This window comes from Streptomyces sp. NPDC034670 (assembly GCF_055574875.1).
The window spans coordinates 1-19,528 of sequence record NZ_JBVITR010000006.1 but is presented as its reverse complement, the minus strand read 5'-3'; the positions used below and the strand labels follow the sequence as shown (position 1 = coordinate 19,528).

At 74.3% G+C, this 19,528-nt stretch carries 16 protein-coding genes and 2 pseudogenes; 13 read left to right on the top strand and 5 right to left on the bottom strand.

Annotated elements, in window-relative coordinates; all coding sequences use genetic code 11:
• Window positions 1-76: 76 nt before the first annotated feature.
• Window positions 77-1,486 (bottom strand): DNA repair protein RadA, encoded by a 1,410-nt coding sequence (gene radA / locus ACZ56B_RS06220; RefSeq protein WP_468786805.1) that lies wholly within the window; start codon window positions 1,484-1,486, stop codon window positions 77-79.
• Window positions 1,487-1,796: 310 nt separating this feature from the next.
• Between radA and ACZ56B_RS06215 the strand changes: the two genes are divergently transcribed.
• The gene (locus tag ACZ56B_RS06215; protein ID WP_468786803.1) at window positions 1,797-3,566 is read left to right on the top strand and encodes a BACON domain-containing protein; all 1,770 of its coding nucleotides are present in this window, start codon (window positions 1,797-1,799) and stop codon (window positions 3,564-3,566) included.
• Here the strand turns inward: ACZ56B_RS06215 and ACZ56B_RS06210 are convergent.
• Window positions 3,563-4,462, bottom strand: a complete 900-nt coding sequence (locus ACZ56B_RS06210) for a DUF3109 family protein (RefSeq protein ID WP_468786801.1) — start codon at window positions 4,460-4,462, stop codon at window positions 3,563-3,565. The two genes, ACZ56B_RS06215 and ACZ56B_RS06210, sit on opposite strands and share 4 nt — an antisense overlap.
• A gap of 107 nt (window positions 4,463-4,569) precedes the next feature.
• Here ACZ56B_RS06210 and ACZ56B_RS06205 point away from each other — a divergent pair, with 107 nt between their 5' ends.
• The 4 genes from ACZ56B_RS06205 (at window position 4,570) to ilvD (ending at window position 9,150) form a co-directional block, all read left to right on the top strand.
• The gene (locus ACZ56B_RS06205) at window positions 4,570-5,508 is read left to right on the top strand and encodes a Ppx/GppA family phosphatase (protein WP_468786799.1); all 939 of its coding nucleotides are present in this window, start codon (window positions 4,570-4,572) and stop codon (window positions 5,506-5,508) included.
• A 182-nt stretch (window positions 5,509-5,690) separates the two neighbouring features.
• Window positions 5,691-6,533: a sugar phosphate isomerase/epimerase family protein gene (locus ACZ56B_RS06200; RefSeq protein ID WP_468786797.1), complete on the top strand. Its 843-nt coding sequence runs from the start codon at window positions 5,691-5,693 to the stop codon at window positions 6,531-6,533.
• Complete coding sequence (locus tag ACZ56B_RS06195) at window positions 6,530-7,177, top strand: TetR/AcrR family transcriptional regulator (RefSeq protein ID WP_468786795.1); 648 nt, start codon at window positions 6,530-6,532, stop codon at window positions 7,175-7,177. The genes ACZ56B_RS06200 and ACZ56B_RS06195 overlap by 4 nt, the downstream gene beginning before the upstream one ends.
• Before the next feature lie 119 nt (window positions 7,178-7,296).
• A complete protein-coding gene (ilvD, locus tag ACZ56B_RS06190; protein ID WP_468786793.1) occupies window positions 7,297-9,150 on the top strand; it encodes a dihydroxy-acid dehydratase in 1,854 nt (617 codons plus the stop codon).
• Window positions 9,151-9,192: 42 nt separating this feature from the next.
• On the opposite strand, the gene ACZ56B_RS06185 is transcribed toward ilvD, so the two are convergent.
• The gene (locus ACZ56B_RS06185; RefSeq protein WP_468786791.1) at window positions 9,193-11,340 is read right to left on the bottom strand and encodes a serine/threonine-protein kinase; all 2,148 of its coding nucleotides are present in this window, start codon (window positions 11,338-11,340) and stop codon (window positions 9,193-9,195) included.
• A 183-nt stretch (window positions 11,341-11,523) separates the two neighbouring features.
• On the opposite strand from ACZ56B_RS06185, the gene ACZ56B_RS06180 reads away from it, so the two are divergent.
• The 7 genes and pseudogenes from ACZ56B_RS06180 to proC all read left to right on the top strand — a co-directional run bounded on the left by ACZ56B_RS06180 (window position 11,524) and on the right by proC (window position 16,174).
• Window positions 11,524-11,850: an SH3 domain-containing protein gene (locus tag ACZ56B_RS06180; RefSeq protein WP_468786789.1), complete on the top strand. Its 327-nt coding sequence runs from the start codon at window positions 11,524-11,526 to the stop codon at window positions 11,848-11,850.
• Window positions 11,851-11,967: 117 nt separating this feature from the next.
• Window positions 11,968-12,057 (top strand): annotated as a pseudogene (locus tag ACZ56B_RS06175) (helix-turn-helix domain-containing protein); the annotation flags it as partial.
• A gap of 202 nt (window positions 12,058-12,259) precedes the next feature.
• The gene (locus ACZ56B_RS06170; protein WP_468786787.1) at window positions 12,260-12,757 is read left to right on the top strand and encodes an EamA/RhaT family transporter; all 498 of its coding nucleotides are present in this window, start codon (window positions 12,260-12,262) and stop codon (window positions 12,755-12,757) included.
• A gap of 61 nt (window positions 12,758-12,818) precedes the next feature.
• A pseudogene (locus ACZ56B_RS06165) lies at window positions 12,819-13,611 on the top strand (class I SAM-dependent methyltransferase); the annotation flags it as partial.
• Between the two features lie 32 nt (window positions 13,612-13,643).
• Window positions 13,644-14,471, top strand: coding sequence for an ABC transporter ATP-binding protein (locus ACZ56B_RS06160; protein WP_468786785.1), 828 nt, complete (start codon window positions 13,644-13,646; stop codon window positions 14,469-14,471).
• Window positions 14,468-15,253: an ABC transporter permease gene (locus ACZ56B_RS06155; RefSeq protein WP_468786783.1), complete on the top strand. Its 786-nt coding sequence runs from the start codon at window positions 14,468-14,470 to the stop codon at window positions 15,251-15,253. Before ACZ56B_RS06160 ends, ACZ56B_RS06155 begins: the two co-directional genes overlap by 4 nt.
• A gap of 108 nt (window positions 15,254-15,361) precedes the next feature.
• A complete protein-coding gene (proC, locus tag ACZ56B_RS06150; protein ID WP_468786781.1) occupies window positions 15,362-16,174 on the top strand; it encodes a pyrroline-5-carboxylate reductase in 813 nt (270 codons plus the stop codon).
• A gap of 25 nt (window positions 16,175-16,199) precedes the next feature.
• On the opposite strand, the gene ACZ56B_RS06145 is transcribed toward proC, so the two are convergent.
• Window positions 16,200-16,781: a cysteine hydrolase family protein gene (locus ACZ56B_RS06145; protein WP_468786779.1), complete on the bottom strand. Its 582-nt coding sequence runs from the start codon at window positions 16,779-16,781 to the stop codon at window positions 16,200-16,202.
• 74 nt (window positions 16,782-16,855) lie between these two features.
• Here ACZ56B_RS06145 and ACZ56B_RS06140 point away from each other — a divergent pair, with 74 nt between their 5' ends.
• Window positions 16,856-17,860 (top strand): GlxA family transcriptional regulator, encoded by a 1,005-nt coding sequence (locus ACZ56B_RS06140; protein WP_468786777.1) that lies wholly within the window; start codon window positions 16,856-16,858, stop codon window positions 17,858-17,860.
• Here ACZ56B_RS06140 and trpS read toward each other — a convergent pair.
• Entirely contained in the window at window positions 17,791-18,825 is a 1,035-nt protein-coding gene (gene trpS, locus ACZ56B_RS06135; RefSeq protein WP_468786775.1) for a tryptophan--tRNA ligase, read from the bottom strand. The genes ACZ56B_RS06140 and trpS overlap by 70 nt on opposite strands.
• Window positions 18,826-19,528: the final 703 nt, after the last annotated feature.

Here is a 19,528-nt window from a genome sequence, read left to right as displayed (position 1 = left end):
CCCCGGTCCGGCCTGATCCGAACGAGAGGCCCTCACCGCACTCGGTTCGTACGGACGGGCGAGACCTGGGCAAAGTCTACCGGCGGTCCTCCTCCTCCTGGGGGGCCTCTCGGCGACGGGAGCGCGGAAGGACGCGCAGCGCGTCCCCTATGTCCGCGACTTCCAGGACCTTCATGCCCTCGGGGACCCTGCCCGGGTCGCCCGGCACCAGGGCGTGCGTGAAGCCCAGGCGGTGCGCCTCGGCGAGCCTGCGCTGGACGCCCGTGACGCGTCTCACCTCGCCGGCCAGGCCGACCTCGCCGATCGCGACCAGGTTCTTCGGCAGCGGGGTGTCGCTCGCCGCCGAGGCGAGGGCGAGCGCGACGGCCAGGTCCGCGGCGGGTTCCGAGAGCTTCACCCCGCCGACCGTCGCGGAGTAGATGTCCCGCTTGCCCAGGGCGCTGATGCGGCCGCGCTGCTCCAGCACCGCCAGCATCATCGACACGCGCGAGGTCTCCAGGCCGGACGTGGTGCGCCGGGGGGAGGGGATCTGCGAGTCGACCGTGAGCGCCTGCACCTCGGCGACCAGGGGGCGGCGGCCCTCCAGGGTGACCGTCAGGCAGGTGCCGGGCACCGGTTCGTCACGACGGGTCAGGAAGAGCCCGCTCGGGTCCGCGAGGCCCGTGATGCCCTCGTCGTGCAGTTCGAAGCAGCCGACCTCGTCGGTGGTGCCGTAGCGGTTCTTCACGCCCCGGACCAGGCGCAGGCGGGCGTGCCGGTCGCCCTCGAAGTGCAGGACGACGTCCACCAGGTGCTCCAGCAGGCGCGGACCGGCGATCGCGCCGTCCTTCGTGACGTGTCCCACGAGGAGCGTGGACATCCCGCGCTCCTTGGAGGCCCGGATCAGCGCGCCGGCCACCTCGCGGACCTGGGCCATGCCGCCCGGGGCGCCGTCGATCTCCGGGGACGCCACCGTCTGCACCGAGTCCAGGATCAGCAGGGACGGCTTGACCGCGTCCAGGTGGCCGAGGACGGCGGACAGGTCCGTCTCGGCGGCGAGGTACAGGTGGTCGTCGATGGCGTGGATGCGGTCGGCCCGCAGCCGGACCTGGCTCGCCGACTCCTCGCCGGTGACGTAGAGCGTGCGGTGCTCGTCGCTCGCCGACTTGGCCGCCACGTCGAGCAGCAGGGTGGACTTGCCGACGCCGGGCTCGCCCGCGACCAGCACCACGGCCCCGGGGACCAGCCCGCCGCCGAGCACCCGGTCCAGCTCGGGCACGCCGGTGGAGCGGGCGGTGGCCTGGCGGCCGTCGACCTGGCCGATGGGCAGGGCGGAGGTGGTGACCCGCCCCGGGGCCGTCGTGCGGACCGCGGGCGCGCCGTACTCCTCGATCGTCCCCCAGGCCTGGCACTCGGGGCAGCGGCCGAGCCACTTGGCCGTCTGCCAGCCGCACTCGGTGCAGCGGTAGGACGGGCGGTCCTTGGTCGTCTTGGTACGGGCAGCCATGCGAAAAAGGTAGCGGCCCGCACTGACAACGCGATCCGGAGCACCCCCGCGCCCCCGACCGCCCCCGCCCGGCGGCTGCGGCCCCGCCTCCCGGCCGCCCCGCGCTCGCCGGTCCGCGCCGTTCCGTCCCGGGCCCCGGCCCCGCCGCGGCCCGGAAGGCCCCGCCCGCGCGTTCGGACCGGGCGGTTCCCGCGCCCGGTCCGATGAGCGAACGGCACGCGTCCCCGATGTGAGGGATCGTTTCACCCGTACGGATTAAAAGTGCCCGGGGCTCCGTGAGGGGCCGTCCCGGGCCGCCTACGGTCGCCGGATGACGAGCAGTGGCCCCAGGACCCCGACCCGCACGACCGGCACGCACCGGGCGCACCGGGAGGCGCGTGACCGCGGGGCCGCGCGCACGCTGGCGCAGCGGCCCTCCCCGCGCTACGAGCCGTACCTGGACGGCTTGTTCACCTACTGCCTGTCCGTGCTGTGCGACCACGACGCGGCGACCGCCGCCCTGGCCGACGTCCTCCTGCTCGCGGAGCGGCGCGGCCGGCACGCCCCGGAGGCGTCCGGGGACCACAGGGCCTGGCTGTACGCGCTGGCCCGCTGGGCGTGCCTGCGCAAGCTGGCGGAGGCCGGGCAGAAGGGCCAGGCCGGCCATGCCGCGGACCGCGCCGGCCGGCAGCGGAAGGACCGGACCGCCGCCGCCCCGGCCGTCTCCGAGGAGGTCCAGGAGCGGCGTCGGCGGGAACTGGCCCTGCTGGCCTGGCCGGAGGCCGCCGGCACCGCCCCGGAGCAGCGCGAGGCGCTGGAGCTCGCCGTCCGCCACCGTCTCTCCGCCGACGAGGTCGCCGCCGTGCTCGGCATGAAGCCGGCCGCCGCCCGCGACCTGCTCGCCTCCGCGGCCTGCGAGGTGGAGCGCACCCGCGCGGCGCTCGCCGTCGTCGAGACCGGTGCCTGTTCGGGCGTGGCGCACCTCACCGGCGACCACCGGCTCGTGCTCAGCGCCGCCCTGCGCCGGGAACTGGTGCGGCACGTCGACGACTGCCCCCGCTGCCGCCGCACCGCCGGGCGGGCCGTGCCCGGCCGCTGGCCCGGCACCGGCGTCACGCCGGACGCGCTGCCCGTCCTGCTGGTGCCGGGCGCGGCCCTGCACGCCGCCCTGGCCCGCCATCCGCGCGGGCGCACCGCCGCGCCCCGCTTCGACCGGCGCGGCTTCCCGATGGACCCCAAGCACCGCATCGCCCGCAGGGACCGCCTGCGGGCGCGTGCCGTCACGACGACGGTCGTCGCCACCGTGGTCGCCGCGCCCGTGCTCGCGCTGTGGGCCGCCTACCGCGGCACGCCCGTCGGCGAGGGCCAGGACGGCCGCTCGGCCTCCGCGTGGGAGGGCGGCGGCCCCGTCGACCTCGACGGCGAGGGGGCGGGGGGCGGCTACGAGAACACCGGCAACGCCGGCACCCGGCCCGGCCCCCGGTTCGGCGAGGACGGCAAGGCGGACGTGTCCGTGGAGGTCACCGGTGTCCCCGGCGCCGGCCGCGAGGGCGCCGCCACGCTGGACGTCACGGCCGGCCACAGCGGCGACACCACGCTGATCACCCTCACCGCGACGGGCTCCGGGCCGGTCCGCTGGTCCGTGTCCACGGGGGCCTCCTGGCTCTACCCGAACCGGAGCGCGGGGACGCTCGCCCCCGGCGCATCGGTGACGGTCAAGGTGTACGTCGACCACCTCCGCGAGCCGTCGGGGCACTGGAGCGCGACCGTGGCGGTCGCACCCGCCGGCGCGGTCGTCACCATCGCCGGCTACGGCACCGCGCCCGACCCCTCCGGCCCGGGCGGCGGGGGGCCGCTCCCGGGCCGTCCCGGCACCGCGCACCCGGCCACCCCGAGCGACCCTCCTCCGTCGTCGCCCGGCCCGGACCCGGCGCCCCCGGAGCCCGCGCCGAGCGATCCTCCCCCCGGCTCCGGCGAGCAGGAGTCCCCCTCGCCCGGCCCGGAGCACCCGCCCGGCGGGACCCCTCCGGCCGACCCGGCGGAACCGGCGCCCCCGCCCGCGGACGGCGGCGACCCGGCCCCGGCCGCGGCCGCCTCCTAGGGCCGGGGCACCGGCCCGCGGCCGGGACCGGGCCGGGCGGGGTCCGCCGGATGCGGTGCCAGCAGGGGCAGCCGCGAGGCCAGCCGCTCCTCGCACAGCTCGACCAGGCGGTCGTAGCCGGCCTTGCCCATCAGCTCGGTCAGCTCCGCCCGGTAGGAGACGTACACCGGCTCCCCGGCGCCGTGCGCCGAGGTCGCCGAGGTGCACCACCAGTGCAGGTCGTGCCCGCCCGGACCCCAGCCGCGGCGGTCGTACTCACCGATCGACACCTGCAGCACGCGCGTGTCGTCGGGCCGGTCGACCCAGTCGTAGGTCCGCCGGATCGGCAGCTGCCAGCACACGTCCGGCTTGGTCTCCAGCGGCTCGCGGCCCTCCTTGAGGGCGAGGATGTGCAGCGAGCAGCCCATGCCGCCCGAGAAGCCCGGCCGGTTCTGGAAGATGCACGAGCCCTGGAACGGACGGGTCTGGCGGTCGCCGTCCTCGTCCTCCACGACCCAGCCGTTCCGGGTGCCCTCCGCGTGGTGCTGCCAGATGTCCGGGGTGAGCCTCGCCACATGCCCGGCGACCCGCTTCTCGTCGTCCTCGTCCGAGAAGTGGGCACCCAGGGTGCAGCACCCGTCGTCCGCGCGGCCCGCCTGGATGCCCTGGCAGCCGCTGCCGAAGATGCAGTTCCAGCGAGAGGTCAGCCATGTCAGATCGCAGCGGAAGACCTGTTCGTCGTCCGCCGGATCAGGAAACTCCACCCACGCGCGGGCGAAGTCGAGACCCTTCTCGTCGTCCGCCGGGGGCGCCGTCGGCGCCCCCGGCGCGGTCACCCGCGAAGGATCCACGGCCGGTTCGACCTTCTTGGGTCGCTTGTCCGCCTTCTGGTCCTTCGCCTTTTTCGTCTTTGGCACTCGTCCAGGGTAAGTCGCCCGCGCTCCCGTCCGGGACCGGCCCGGGCACCGCACGGATCGCGCCCGGGGCGGCAACGCGCCGCGGGACGCGCAGTAGCGTTCCGTACATGAGACTCGGTGTCCTCGACGTGGGTTCGAACACGGTGCACCTGCTGGTGGTCGACGCCCACCCCGGCGCGTGCCCGCTGCCCGCGCACTCGCACAAGGCCGAACTGCGCCTCGCCCAGCTCCTGGACGCCGACGGGGCCATCGGCCCGGAGGGGATCGACCGGCTGGTCCGGGTCGTCCGCGAGGCGCTGCGGGCCGCCGAGGACAAGGGCGTCGAGGAGCTGCTGCCGTTCGCGACCTCCGCGGTGCGCGACGCGGGCAACGCCGACGACGTCCTCGCCCGGGTGCGCGAGGAGACCGGGGTCGAGCTGCAGGTCCTCAGCGGCGCGGAGGAGGCCCGGCTCACCTTCCTCGCCGCCCGCCGCTGGTTCGGCTGGTCGGCCGGGAGGCTGCTCGTCGTCGACATCGGCGGCGGCTCCCTGGAGATCGCCTACGGCATGGACGAGGAGCCCGACGCCGCCGTGTCGCTGCCGCTGGGCGCCGGCCGCCTCACCGCCGCCCGGCTGCCCGGCGACCCGCCCGGCGCGGACGACGTCCGCGCGCTGCGCCGCCACGTGCGCACCGAGATCGCCCGCACGGTCGGCGAGTTCAGCCGCCTCGGCGCCCCCGATCACGTGGTGGCCACCTCCAAGACCTTCAAGCAGCTCGCCCGCATCGCCGGCGCCCCCGGCACCGCCGAGGGCCCGTACGTCCAGCGCGAGCTGAAGCGGGAGTCCCTGGAGAGCTGGGTGCCCCGGCTCGCCGGCATGACCGCCGCCGAGCGCGCCGAGCTGCCCGGCGTCTCCGCGGGCCGTGCGGGCCAGCTGCTCGCCGGGGCCCTGGTCGCGGAGGGCGCGATGGACCTGTTCGGTGTGGAACGGCTGGAGATCTGCCCGTGGGCGCTCCGCGAGGGCGTCATCCTGCGCCGCCTGGACCACATGGGGCCGGCGCGGCCGTGAGCGCGGGCGGGCCGGCGGGACGGTTAGCTCGCTCACACACCGGCCCGGCGGGCGGGCCGCCCCGGAGGCGGGCGAGCGGGCCCCTGCCCTGCGCACACGCGGCTCCGGCGGCGGCGCGGGGCCCTGGCCGAAGCCGGTCGTCCGCCGCCCGTCCGCCGATCGCACCCCGTACCCTGTCCCTCGTGGCAGAACCAGCGGTGCGCATCCCGGATGCGAAGGTCGCCCTGTCGACGGCCTCCGTCTACCCGGAGTCGACGGCGACGGCCTTCGAGATCGCCGCGCGCCTCGGGTACGACGGCGTCGAGGTCATGGTGTGGACCGACCCGGTCAGCCAGGACGTGGAGGCGCTGCGCAGGCTCAGCGACTACCACCGCATCCCCGTCCTGGCCGTGCACGCCCCCTGCCTGCTCATCACGCAGCGCGTGTGGTCCACCGACCCCTGGACCAAGCTCCAGCGGGCCCGGGCCGCCGCGGAGAAGCTCGGCGCGAGCACCGTCGTCGTCCATCCGCCCTTCCGGTGGCAGCGGCAGTACGCCCGCGACTTCGTGGACGGGGTCTGGCGGATGGCGAACGAGACGGACGTGCGGTTCGCCGTCGAGAACATGTACCCCTGGCGCTACCGCGACCGTGAGATGCTCGCGTACGCCCCCGACTGGGACGTGACCAAGGAGGACTACCGCCACTTCACGATCGACCTCAGCCACGCCTCGACCGCCCGCACCGACGCCCTGCAGATGATCGACCGCATGGGCGACCGCCTCGGCCACGTCCACCTCGCCGACGGCCGGGGCTCGGCCAAGGACGAGCACCTGGTGCCCGGCCGCGGCGACCAGCCCTGCGCCGAGGTGCTGGAGCGCCTCGCGCTCGGCGGCTTCGACGGCCACGTCGTCATCGAGGTCAACACCCGCCGCGCCATGTCCGGCGCGGAGCGCGAGGCGGACCTGGCCGAGGCGCTGGCGTTCGCCCGGCGGCACCTGGCCTCCGCCTCCTCCGCCTCGTCGGCGGGCCGGGTCCCGCGGCGATGACCGGCGTCACCGCGAGCGGCGGCCCGGACGCGTCCGCGCGGCCGGACGCCGCCACCCGGCGCCGCGGCCGCCCCCCGCGCACGGAGTCGGCCGGCACCCGCGACCGCATCCTCGCCGCGGCCCGCGAGGAGTTCTCCGAGCGCGGGTACGAGAAGACGTCCGTCCGGGGCATCGCCAAGGCGGCCGGGGTCGACTCCGCGCTGGTGCACCACTACTTCGGCACCAAGGAGCAGGTGTTCGAGGCGGCCGTCGAGGTCGCCTTCGCGCCCGCCCTCCAGGGCCGGGACGCGGTGCTGGAGGGCCCCCTCGACGAGGTGGGCGAACGGATGACCCGGATGATCATCGGGCTCTGGGAGAACCCGGTGACCCGCACCCCGCTGCTCGCGATCGTCCGCTCCGCCGTGAACAACGAGACCGCGGCCGCCGTCTTCCGCCGGCTGGTCGCCACCCAGCTGCTGCGCCGCATCGCGGGACAGCTCGGCGTGCCGGACGCGGAGCTGCGCGCGGAGCTCGCCGCCGCGCAGCTGGTCGGGATCGCCATGGTCCGGTACGTGATCAAGGTGGAGCCGCTGGCCTCGGTGGACGCCGAGCAGATCATCGAGCGGGTGGCGCCCGTGGTGCAGGGACACCTCACGGGTCGTTGAGACCGGTATCTCGCATTTCGGACAGCTCGTCCCGCTTCCTGGATGACCGGCGTACGCTCGGTGCCAGTCAGAACTCTCTGGCCGGCACTCTTCGAAGAAGGTCTAAGGAGCGAGCGACGATGCCCGAGCTGAGGTCCCGCACAGTCACCCACGGCCGCAACATGGCGGGCGCCCGCGCCCTGATGCGTGCCTCCGGTGTACCGGGCGCGGACATCGGCCGCAAGCCGATCGTCGCCGTCGCCAACAGCTTCACGGAGTTCGTCCCCGGCCACACCCACCTCGCGCCGGTCGGCCGGATCGTCAGCGAGGCGGTCGTCGAGGCCGGCGGCATCCCGCGCGAGTTCAACACGATCGCCGTCGACGACGGCATCGCGATGGGCCACGGCGGCATGCTCTACTCCCTCCCCTCCCGCGACCTGATCGCGGACAGCGTGGAGTACATGGTCGAGGCGCACCGCGCGGACGCCCTGATCTGCATCTCCAACTGCGACAAGATCACGCCGGGCATGCTGAACGCGGCCCTGCGGCTGAACATCCCGACGGTCTTCGTCTCCGGCGGCCCGATGGAGGCCGGCCGGGCCACCCTGGTCGACGGCACGGTCCGCACGCTGGACCTGATCGACGCGATGGTGGAGGCGGCCAACGACCAGGTCTCCGACGCGGACGTGCTGCGCATCGAGGAGAACGCCTGTCCGACCTGCGGCTCCTGCTCCGGCATGTTCACCGCCAACTCGATGAACTGCCTCACCGAGGCGATCGGCCTGTCCCTCCCCGGCAACGGCTCGGTCCTGGCCACGCACACGGCCCGCAAGCGGCTCTACGTCGACGCGGCCCGCACGGTCATGGACATCACCCGCCGCTACTACGAGCAGGACGACGACTCGGTCCTGCCGCGCTCCGTCGCCACCTTCCAGGCCTTCGAGAACGCGATGGCGCTGGACATCGCCATGGGCGGCTCCACCAACACGATCCTCCACCTGCTGGCCGCCGCCCAGGAGGCCGAGGTCCCCTTCGGCCTGACCGAGATCGACGCCCTGTCGCGCCGGGTGCCCTGCCTGGCCAAGGTGGCGCCCAACGTCGCCAAGGACCGCACGTACTACATGGAGGACGTGCACCGCGCGGGCGGCATCCCCGCCCTCCTCGGCGAACTGCACCGCGCGGGTCTGCTCAACGAGGACGTCCACGCGGTCCACAGCCCGTCCCTGGCCGACTGGCTGAAGACCTGGGACATCCGCGCCGGCTCCCCCTCGCGGGAGGCGGTGGAGCTGTGGCACGCGGCCCCGGGCTGCAAGCGCTCCGCCGAGGCCTTCTCCCAGTCCGAGCGCTGGGAGGCCCTGGACGAGGACGCCGAGGGCGGCTGCATCCGCTCCGCCGAGCACGCCTACTCCGAGGACGGCGGCCTGGCGGTGCTGCGCGGCAACCTCGCGGTCGACGGCTGCGTGGTCAAGACGGCCGGCGTCGACGAGTCCATCTGGACCTTCGAGGGCCCGGCGGTCGTCTGCGAGTCGCAGGAGGAGGCCGTCGAGAAGATCCTCACCAAGCAGGTGCAGGAGGGCGATGTCGTCGTCATCCGCTACGAGGGCCCCAAGGGCGGCCCCGGCATGCAGGAGATGCTCTACCCGACGTCCTACCTGAAGAGCCGCGGCCTCGGTAAGGCCTGCGCCCTGATCACCGACGGCCGCTTCTCCGGCGGCACGTCCGGCCTGTCCATCGGCCACGCCTCCCCGGAGGCGGCCTCCGGCGGCACCATCGCCCTGGTCGAGGACGGCGACCGCATCCGCATCGACATCCCGAACCGCTCGATCGAGCTCCTGGTCGACGAGGCGGAACTGACCCGCCGCGAGCAGGCGCTGGACGGCCGGTACGCCCCGAGGAACCGCGACCGCAAGGTCTCCGCGGCCCTGAAGGCGTACGCGGCGATGGCGACCAGCGCGGACAAGGGCGCGGTGCGGGACGTGAGCAAGCTGGGCTGACCGCCCGGCCCGCCGCCCGCCGGGGTCACCGGTCGACCGGGGTCACCAGTCGGCCGGGGCGCGCCCCGCCACGCCGAACACGGTCCCGTCGGGCGCACCGGCGTAGACGTGGCCGCCCGCGAGCACGGGCGCGGGCAGCGCGGCGGGGACCCGGTCGGAGTCGGCGCCGAGCCGCGGCCGGGTCTGCCCGAGCAGCCTCCCCCGGCGGGCGTCGACGCCCAGCAGCCGCCCGTCGGGCGCGGTGACGTACACGTTCCGTCCGTCGGAGACGGGCTCCGAGCCCCGGCTCACGCCCGTCTCCAGCCGCCACCGCTGCTTCCCCGCCGCCATGTCGACGGCCACCAGCGAACCGCCCGCACCCATGAGGTACACGGTCTCCCCGTGCACGCCGGCCTCCGCCTGCGCGACCGGCACGGGCAGCGTCACCCGGCGGACGGCCCCGGTGCCGGGCGTGTAGCGGAGCACGGCCGTCGCGTCCCCGTGCACGGCGCCGCCGGCGAGGAGGTACACGGCCCCGTCCGCCGCCCCCACCGGCGTCAGCGACCCTTCCAGTTCCGCGTCCCACCGCACGTCACCCGTCGCCGGATCCACCGCGGTGACCCGGGTCCCGCTCCCGTCCCCGGACGGACTCGTCGCGTACGCCGACGGCTCCCCGGACTTCCCGGGCTCCTTGGACTGCCCGGTCTCCTCGGCGAACGAGGAGAAGTACGGCACGGCCTGCCCCGGGATCCGGTGGGACCACCTGGTCTCGCCCGAGGCGCCGTCCACGCCGGTGACCGTCCCGTCGGCGCGGGTCAGCAGGAGCATGTCGCCGACCGCCCGCACCCCCTCGTACGCGGGCACGTCCTTCCGCCACACCGGCTCGCCCGTGGCAGGGTCGAGCGCCTCCAGGTCACCGGTCCGGTCGAGGGAGGGCTGGACGAGGCCGCCCGACACGACCGGGGGTTCGCTGCGCGTCGTCCCCGCGACGTCGTGCCGCCACAGGGTGCGGCCGTCGGCCGGATCGAGGGCGAGGACCAGGCCGGGCAGCGCGCACAGCAGCCCCCGCGTCCCGTGCGAGCACTGGGGCGTGCCGCCGCCCTCCGAGGCGGGCACCGCCTCCCACGCGCCGAAGCCGCCCGGCGTGCTCCGTGCGGCGCTGGTCTTCCGCGCCGGTTCCGTCTCCGTGCCGCCGCCGGACACCTGCACCGCCGTGAGCCCGCCGAGCACGGCCAGGCAGAGCGCCCCGGCCACCAGGACCGCCCTCCTGCCCGGACGCGGTGCGGGCCGCTCCCCGGGTGCGTCCGCCACGGGCTCCGGCGCGGCCTCCTCCCGTGCTTCGGGTGACCGCGGCGCCGGTACGAACACCTGCGTGTCGTACGTCGCCGCCACCGACCGCAGCTCCCGCATCAGCTCGTCCGGCGTGGGCCGGTCGCCGGGCTCCTTGGCGAGACACCGCAGCACCAGCGGCGCGAGCGACTCCGGTACGCCGGTCAGGTCGGGCTCGTCGTGCACGACCTGGTAGGCGACGACGTACGGGCTGTCGGAGTCGAACGGACCGCGTCCCGTCGTCGCGTGGACCATGAGCGAGCCGAGGGCGAACACGTCGGCCGCGGGGCCCACTTCCCGGGGCCGCCGGAACTGCTCGGGCGCCATGAACGGCGGTGTGCCGATCAACTTCCCGGTCTCGGTGCGCAGTTCGCTGTCCCTCGGCCGGGAGATGCCGAAGTCGATGACCTTCGGCCCGTCCTCGGCGAGCAGGACGTTGCTCGGCTTCAGATCCCGGTGCACGACCCCGACCCGGTGGATGTCGCGCAGCGCCTCCGCGAGCCCGGCCATCAGCCGACGCGACTGGTCCGGGTCCATGGGCCCGTTCCGCTTCACCTGCTCGGAGAGCGTCGGGCCGGGGATGTACAGGGTGGCCATCCAGGGCCGCCCGCCCTCCGGATCGGCGTCGACGACGGGCGCCGTGAAGGCCCCGCTCACCCGCCGCGCCGCAGCCACCTCCTGCCGGAAACGCCCCCTGAACTCGGGGTCCATGGCGTACCGGGCGTGCACGACCTTCACTGCGACCCGCATCCCCGAGGTGCTCCGGGCCAGGTGCACGACGCCCATGCCGCCCGAGCCCAGACAGGACTCCAGACGGTAGTGACCGGCGTACTCCGGAAGTTCCGCTTCCGCGCCCGCTCCGGCGTTCCTCTGTGGCGCCATGGGACCACCCCCGTGCTGTTCGTCCGCGCGCGCGACGCTCGGAGCCTAGTCGATGGCGCGTGCGGGACCGAGGCGGCTTGCCCGCCTCCGGGTGCGAGTCGGGAACTGGTGTTTCATTGTGTGTTCCAGGGGAATCAACGGGGCCCCACGACAGTCGTGGGGCGCAACGGGGGAGGTTCTTCCATGTCCGTCGACCAGACCCGGGACATCGCGGGCGGGGACAAGAGGGCGGCCGCGGAGGCCGTCACCACGGCGGCCGCGACCGCGAGTTCCTACCCGGTGGCGCCGGGCCACCGGCTGAACGTGCGCAGCGGTCCCGGCACCGGCTACTCGATCGTGCGGGTCCTGCCCGAGGGCTCCAGGGTCGCGATCAACTGCCAGACGCCGGGCACCCGGGTGACGGGCCCGTACGGCACCTCGAGCATCTGGGACAACATCGGCAGCGGCCAGTACGTCTCCGACGCCTACGTCCGCACCGGCAGCGACGGGTACGTCGCCCCCCGCTGCTGAGGGCTGTCCCTTCTCCGAGGAGGCGCCGGCCGGGGGAGCCGAGGACGGGCTCACCGGTCGGCGTCCCCGGCCGCGGTCCCGGGGAGCGCTGGCTTTCGCCGGGCGTGAGCCGGCGCGGGCTCGCGGACGGGCTGCTCGCCGTCCACGACCGCCTCGTACGAGCAGGGGAGACGCGTACCGCCGCCCCGGTTCGTCGACGTGGCGGACGGATGAGGAAGTCCAAGGACGTCGCCCGCCCCGGGCCGGCCGTCGGCCGGAACGCCCGGGGGACGTTCGCCGGGTACGCCGCCGAGGAGATCCGCTGGGCCGGCGCCGTACGACCGGGCCTCGGGGCTTCATCCGGAGCCGCGGGGCCCGGCAGGGGAGGGGGACCCGCGTGCGCACGCGGGGGAGGGGACACAATCGACCCGTGAGCGCAGCAGAGAACGACACGAGCGGTACCCCCGCCGGCCCGCAGCCCGAACCCATCCGCTTCTTCGGCACCACCTGGGTCGACCACTCAGGCGGCTACACCGCCCGCCGCGTCGGCGTCTGCGTCGGCTCCCTCGCCGCCGCGGCCGTCTCCTGCTTCGTCCTGCGCCTCGCCTACCAGGGATTCCGGATCGCCGACGTCGGCAACTTCGTCGTGGTCCTCATGGTCGTGATGTTCGCGATCTGCAGCGCGCTCGCCTTCGGGCACACCTGGGAGGCGTTCAAGCGCCGCCCCGACCCCGCCCGTCAGGCCTCCCTGCGCGGCCTGCTGGCCATCGGTTTCGTCGGCTCCCTCCTCGCCTACTTCTTCCGCTCCCTCACCGAGGCCCCGGGCGAGAAGCTCCACCGCGCCGAGTACGACAAGGCCCGCGAGGACTACGAGAAGCGCACCACCCGCCGCTCGGGCGACCCGTCGAAGAAGCGCCGCCGCTCCTGACACCACCGGAAACCCCGGCCGCCACGGCCGTACGACGACACCCGGGACCGACCGGGTCACCCGCGCCACCCGGGCCCACTCCTTCAACGCGGCCGCCGCCCGGTACGCCGCCGACCGCCCTCCTGCCCGCCCGCCCCCTTCGACGCGATCGAGGAGCTGACCGACCGCCCCCTCGCCGGCTCCCGGGCCGTGGACGCCGGCGCCGGCACGGGTGTCGCGACCGCCCGTCTGCACGCGCGCGACGCCCACGTGACCGCCGTCGAACCCGGCGCGGGCATGGCGGCCGAGTTCCGCCACACCCTCCCCGACGTGCCGGTCGTCCGGGGCGACGGCAACGCCTTCCCCTCGCCGACCACCGCGCCGACCTCCTCACCTGCGCCCAGGCCTGGCACCGGACCGACCCCGCCCGCGCCGTCCCGGAGGCGGTACGGGTCCTGCGGCCGGGCGGCGCGCTCGCCCTGTGGTGGAACACCGACGCGCTCGACGTGCCCTGGATCGCGGAGGAAGCCGAACGCACCGCACGCCCCTTCGGCGTGAACCTCGCCGCCGAGCGGCGCAACACCAACGCCCGCGCCGCCGACCCCGCCGGCCTCCCGCACTTCACCCGCCGGGAGATCCGCTGGAGCCGCCGCGTCCCGCTCGACGCGCACCTGGCCAACGTCGGCAGCCACTCGGTCCTGCTCGTGCACGGCGAGGAACGCACCGCCGCCTTCCTCACCGAGCAGCGCGAGCACCTCACCGCGGCCTTCCCGGACGGCACCGTCGAGGAGACCTACGACGTCGTCCTGCTCGTCGCCACCGCCCCGCCGTCACCTCCGCGCGGCACCGCCGGACCGGCCACCGCCACCGCTTGACGCGGCCCGTCCCCGAGAGGATTATTCATCACATGATGAATTACTCCTCCGAGCCGCCGCGTCCGGACGCCCCGCGAGGCGACGAGGGGCGCGGCGACACCGCCCCGGCCGTCCGCGCCCGGGACCTCACCGTCGTCCGAGGCCCCCGCACGGTCCTGCACGGCCTCGACTTCACCGTCCCGCGCGGCCAGATCACCGGACTCCTCGGCCCCTCCGGCTGCGGAAAGTCGACCCTGATGCGAGCCGTCGTCGGCACCCAGGCCAAGGTCACCGGCGCCCTGGACGTCCTCGGCCTCCCCGCCGGCCACCCCACCCTGCGCACCCGCATCGGCTACGTCACCCAGGCCCCCTCGGTCTACGACGACCTGACCGTCCACCAGAACCTCGACTACTTCGCCGCGATCCTCCACCCCCGCCGCACACGTGCCGACCGCCACCGGGACGTGGCGCGCGTCCTCGCCGACGTCGACCTCACCACCCACGCCGACGCCCTCGCCGGCAACCTCTCCGGCGGCCAGCGCAGCCGCGTCTCCCTCGCCGTGGCCCTCCTCGGCACCCCCGAACTCCTGGTCCTCGACGAACCCACGGTCGGCCTCGACCCGGTCCTGCGCCGCGACCTCTGGCAGCTGTTCCACGCCCTCGCCGCCGAACGCGGCACCACCCTGCTGATCTCCTCCCACGTCATGGACGAGGCCGAGCGCTGCCACCGCCTCCTGCTCATGCGCGCGGGCGAGATCCTCGCCGACGACACCCCCGACGCACTCCGCGCCCGCACCGGCTCCGAGACCGTCGAAGCGGCCTTCCTGCACCTGGTGGACGCGGCGGTCGCGGCAGGCCGCACGAAGGAGACCACCCGATGAGCACCACCCGCCCGGCCACGCCCGCACCGGCCCCGACCGGCGCCCTGAACCCCTCCCGCACCACCGCCACCGCGGCCCGGGTCCTGCGCCAGCTGCGCCACGACCCCCGCACCATCGCGCTGATGCTGCTCATCCCCTGCCTGATGCTGCTGCTGCTCCGCTACGTCTTCGACGGCAGCCCGCGCACCTTCGACAACATCGGCGCCTCCCTGCTCGGGATCTTCCCCCTGATCACGATGTTCCTGGTGACCTCGATCGCCACCCTGCGCGAACGCACCTCGGGCACCCTCGAACGCCTCCTCGCCATGCCGCTGGGCAAGGGCGACCTCATCGCCGGCTACGCCCTCGCCTTCGGCGCCCTCGCGATCGTCCAGTCCGCCCTGGCCACGGGCCTCGCCGTGTGGTTCCTGGGACTCGACGTCACCGGCAGCCCCTGGCTGCTCCTCCTCGTGGCCCTGCTCGACGCCCTGCTCGGCACGGCCCTCGGCCTGTTCGTCTCGGCCTTCGCGGCCTCGGAGTTCCAGGCGGTCCAGTTCATGCCCGCTGTGATCTTCCCCCAGCTCCTCCTCTGCGGCCTGTTCACCGCGCGCGAGAACATGCACCCCGTCCTGGAGGCCGTCTCCGACGTCCTCCCCATGTCCTACGCCGTCGACGGCATGAACGAGGTCCTCCGGCACACCGACATGACCGCCGCCTTCGTCCGCGACGCCCTGGTCGTCGCCGGCTGCGCCCTGCTGGTGCTCGGCCTCGGCGCGGCGACCCTGCGGCGCAGGACGGCGTGACGGCCGGGGAACACCACCGTTCCGCCCACCGGACACCACCCGCCCTCCGAGGCTCCGGGTGCGAGGATGAACCAGGACGACGCATCCCCCCGGAGGGCATCCCCAGCCATGACGCAGAAAGTCGCGGTCCTCGGCACCGGCAAGATCGGCGAAGCGCTGCTCAGCGGAATGATCCGCGCGGGCTGGGCCCCCGCCGACCTCCTGGTCACCGCCCGCCGCCCGGAACGGGCCGAAGAACTCCGCACCCGCTACGGGGTCACCCCGGTCTCCAACCAGGAAGCCGCCAAGACCGCCGACACCCTGATCCTCACGGTCAAGCCGCAGGACATGGGCGCCCTCCTCGACGAACTCGCCCCGCACGTCCCCGTCGACCGCCTGGTCGTCAGCGGCGCCGCCGGCATCCCGACCGCCTTCTTCGAGGACCGCCTCGCCGCGGGCACCCCCGTGGTCCGCGTCATGACCAACACCCCCGCCCTCGTCGACGAGGCCATGTCGGTCATCTCCGCGGGCCAGCACGCCACCGCCGACCACCTCGCCCACGCCGAGGAGATCTTCGGCGCCGTCGGCAAGACCCTCCGCGTCCCCGAGTCCCAGCAGGACGCCTGCACCGCCCTCTCCGGCTCCGGCCCGGCGTACTTCTTCTACCTGGTCGAAGCCATGACCGACGCCGGCATCCTCCTCGGCCTGCCCCGCGACAAGGCCCACGACCTGATCGTCCAGTCCGCGATCGGCGCCGCCACCATGCTCCGCGACAGCGGCGAGCACCCGGTGAGGCTCCGCGAGAACGTCACCTCCCCCGCCGGCACCACCATCAACGCCATCCGCGAACTCGAGAACCACGGCGTGCGGGCGGCCCTCATCGCCGCCCTGGAAGCCGCCCGCGACCGCAGCCGCGAACTGGCCTCCGGCACCAAGGACTGACCGCGCCGACCCGCCCGGGGGCGGATCACCCCGCCGCGTCCAGCACCTCCCGGGTGGTCACCACCCGCGCGAAACCGCCCCCGTGCAGGGACACCGCCGACGCCCGCGCCACCTCGTCCGCACTGAGCCGCCAGCCGAACGGCCCCTCCAGGTCGAAGGTGTACGTCGCGTCGAACGCCACCACCACGTCGTACCCCAGGTTCCCGCCCATCCGGGCCGTCGTCTCCACGCACATGTTGGTCTGGATCCCGGCCAGCACGAGCTGCGAGATCCCGGCCCCCCGCAACCAGGCGTCGAGATCGGGCGAACCGTAGAACGCCGAGTTCACGCTCTTCGTCACCAGCAGCTCCGCACCCCCCTTCCCGCGCCGCTCCGCCACGTACTCCTTGAAGCCGTTCCCCTCGTGACCCGCCCGCAGCGGCGAGGCCGGCTCCGACGAGTCGTGCCGCACGAAGACGACCGGCCGGCCCGACGCCTGCCACACGTCGATCAGCGACGCGATGTTGTCGTCCGCCCCCGGGTTGTTGCGAGGCCCCCAGAAGGCACGCTCCTCGAAACCCTTCTGCACGTCCACGACGACCAGCGCCGCGTTCTCCGCGATCTCCATGCCCACGATCCTGCCGCCGGCCCCCTCCCGTTCCCAGGGGGCCGAAAGACATCGATCGATGGTTTACTGCCGCCGTGAAGCAGGCCTACCGCGTCGCCCTGGTCGCCTTCCCCGGCATCCGGGCCTTCGACGTCTCCGTCCTCACCGAGGTCTACGGCCCCGACCGCACCGACCGCGGCGCCCCCGCCTTCGAACTGCGCCGCGTCGCCACCGACACCGCCCCCGTCCGCATGCGCGGCGGCCTCCGCCTCCACCCCGACCGCACCCTCGGCTGGCTGACCGAGGCCGACCTCGTCGTCGTCCCGGGCCTCGACGACCACCTCACCCCCGCACCACCGCCCGTCCTCGACGCCCTCCGCCGCGCCCACGCCCGCGGCACCACCCTCGCCGCGCTCTGCGGCGGTGCCTTCACCCTCGCCCAGGCCGGCCTCCTCGACGGCCGCCGCGCCATCACCCACTGGAACCTCGTCGAGCTGTTCCGCGCGCACCACCCCCGGGTCACCGTCGTCCCCGACGCCCTGTTCGTCGAGGACGGCAACATCTGGACCGCGGCCGGCACCGCCGCCGGCATCGACCTCTGCCTCCACCTGGTCCGCACCGCCCACGGCGCCGAAGCCGCCGCCACCATCGCCCGCTCCATGGTCACGGCCCCCTTCCGCACCGGGACCCAGGCACAGTTCATCGAGCACCCCACCCCCCGCGCCGACCGCGACGCCGACGCCCTCGCCGCCGTACGCGAGCACGCCCTGCGCCACCTCCACGAACCGCTCACGGTCGCCGATCTGGCCGCCCGCGCCGGCATGTCCCCGCGCACCTTCGCCCGCCACTTCGCCGCGGCGACCGGCACCACTCCGCTGCGCTGGCTCCTCGACCAGCGCATCGCCGCGGCCCAGCGGCTCCTGGAGCGCACCGACCTCCCCATGCCCGAGGTGGCCCGCAGAGCCGGCTTCGGCAGCGAGGTCACGATGCGCCAGCACTTCGCGTCGCGCCTCGCCACCAGCCCCCGCGCCTACCGAGCGGCGTTCAGCGCGGCCGCCCCGGTGTCCGAGCCCGCCGGCAGCAGCCCGATCGCCCGGTAAGCGGCATCCACGGTCGGCCGGGACATGGCCCGCGCCCGCTCCGCGCCGTCCCGCAGCACTCCCTCCACGTAACCGGGGTCCGCGCACAGCTCCCGGTGCCTGTCCCGCACGGGCCTCAGGACCTCGACCACCGCCTCCGCGGTGTCCTTCTTCAAGGCGCCGTACGACGCGTACGCACCGCCCAGCGCCTCCGGGTCCCCGCCCGAGCACGCCGCGAGGATCTCCAGCAGGTTGGCCACCCCCGGCCGTGACTCCCGGTCGTACACGACGTCCCGCCCGCTGTCGGTCACCGCCCGCATGACCTTCTTCCGCACCACGTCCGGCTCGTCCAGCAGATAGACGATCCCCGGTCCCGTGTCGTCGCTCTTGCCCATCTTCACCGTCGGGTCCTGCAGGTTCATCACCCGCGCCGCCACCGTCGGGTGCGTGGCCCGCGGCACCGCGAACGTGTGCCCGTACCGCTGGTTGAACCGCGTCGCGAGATCACGCGTCAGCTCCACGTGCTGCGTCTGGTCGTCCCCGACCGGCACCTCGTCGGCCCCGTACGCCAGGATGTCCGCCGCCATCAGCACCGGGTACGTCAGCAGCGACAGCCGCACGCTCCCGCCCCGCCGCTGCTCCCGCGCGGCCTTCTCCTTGTACTGGATCATCCGCCGCATCTCGCCGTCCGTGGCCACGCACTCGAGCAGGTACGACAGCCGCGCGTGCTCGTCCACGTGGCTCTGCACGAACACCGTGCACAGCTGTGGATCCAGCCCGGACGCCAGCAGCAACGTCGCCGCCTGCCGGCTCAGCCTGCGCACCCGGGCGGGGTCGTGGTCCACGGTCAGCGCGTGCAGATCGACGATGCAGAACAGCGCCTCCGCCCGGCGCTGGTCGACGGCGGCCCACTGCCGCATGGCTCCCAGGTAGTTCCCCAGCGTCAGGTGCCCGGTCGGCTTGATCCCGCTGAAGACCCGTGTCATCTCTTCTCCGTCTCCCGGTCGGGGCCGCCGTCCCGGCCGGCCGCCCCTCGGAGCCCCGGAGGAGAAACAAGAACGGCCGCCGAGGCGGCGGCCGCTTGAGTGCATACGTAAGCTCGGCCGCCGTCAGGCGGCCCACCAGAACTGGCAGTACGTACGCGTCGTCATACGGGCCAGCGTAGCCCCCGGATGCGTCGATGCCGAGGGTTGACACGGCTCGACCGGATGCGTAGTGTCCTCCGGGTTGCCCGACGTGAGCGCCGACTCCGGTCGGTCCCCGGGCGGCCATTCCGCAACACCACTCCTGCTCGACGACAGACGTCCGTCTGCGCGTCGTGATCATTGGTGTGCGTATTCGCGGAATGAGGAATCCGCGTTCGAAAGGGCGCAGGCTCCCGATTAGCTCGGAAGCCGGGAATCCGTTAAGGTCTCACTCGTCGGAACGGCCCAACGGCCGGGAAGACGCCCCCCTCTGACGGGGAGTCGGACACCGAAAGGGTCTGCTAGAGTCGGAACCGCCGGAAAGGGAAACGCGGAAGCGGGACCCCGGAAAGCACCGAGGAAACCGGGCCGGAAAGGTCTGGTAGAGTCGGAAACGCAGGACCGAAGGGAAGCGCCCGGAGGAAAGCCCGCGAGGGCGAGTACGAAGGAAGCGTCCGTTCCTTGAGAACTCAACAGCGTGCCAAAAGTCAACGCCAGATATGTT